This is a genomic window from Flavobacterium maritimum, assembly GCF_040049085.1.
In the GTDB taxonomy this organism is placed as follows: Bacteria; Bacteroidota; Bacteroidia; order Flavobacteriales; family Flavobacteriaceae; genus Flavobacterium; species Flavobacterium maritimum.
In genome coordinates this window covers 1-549 of sequence record NZ_JBDLZY010000043.1, presented here as the reverse complement: position 1 = coordinate 549, position 549 = coordinate 1, and the positions used below count along the sequence as shown (strand labels likewise).

Annotated in this window: 2 protein-coding genes; one reads left to right on the top strand and one right to left on the bottom strand. The window is 34.8% G+C overall.

The window, feature by feature from the left end:
• The coding region (locus ABEB23_RS18210) for an EamA family transporter (RefSeq protein WP_348814139.1) at positions 1–200 on the top strand (200 nt) is incomplete at its 5' end.
• A gap of 114 nt (positions 201–314) precedes the next feature.
• On the opposite strand, the gene ABEB23_RS18205 is transcribed toward ABEB23_RS18210, so the two are convergent.
• Positions 315–549, bottom strand: a 235-nt coding sequence (locus tag ABEB23_RS18205; RefSeq protein ID WP_348814138.1) for a (2Fe-2S)-binding protein, incomplete at its 5' end; no start/stop codon positions are given.

Here is a 549-nt window from a genome sequence, read left to right as displayed (position 1 = left end):
ATGCCACGCAGCACATGCGCGCCACAAGAGTTTCGTTAAGTTTATTGAGTCAGGCCATAATTACTGCAATTTTAGCTTGGTTGTTTTTAGAAGAAAAAATAACTTTACAAATGGTTTTCGGCGGAATCGTTTTGCTTTTCGGAATCCGAATTACGTTTTACGATAAAACAATTTCTTTGAAACGATTGTTTTCTAAATAAAATAGCTCACAGATTCAACTGATTTGGCAGATTTACACAGATTTATAAATCATTAAAATCCTTTAAATCTGTGGCAAAACAAAACTTGAAACCTGAAACAAAACAAAAATAAAATTAAACTTTGCACTTTGCGAGTATCTCTTTTACTTCGGTTTTACAACTTCCACAGCCTAATCCTGCGCCGGTATTTTTGCATAAATCGGTAAAATTACTAACACCGCCTTTGATGGTTTCTTCAATGTTTCCGGCTCCAACCTGACTGCACGAACAGACTAGTTTTCCTAAAACAGGTTTTGCATTTGAACTTCCTCTTAAAAGTGTATTTCGTTTGTCTGATAATTCGATCTTA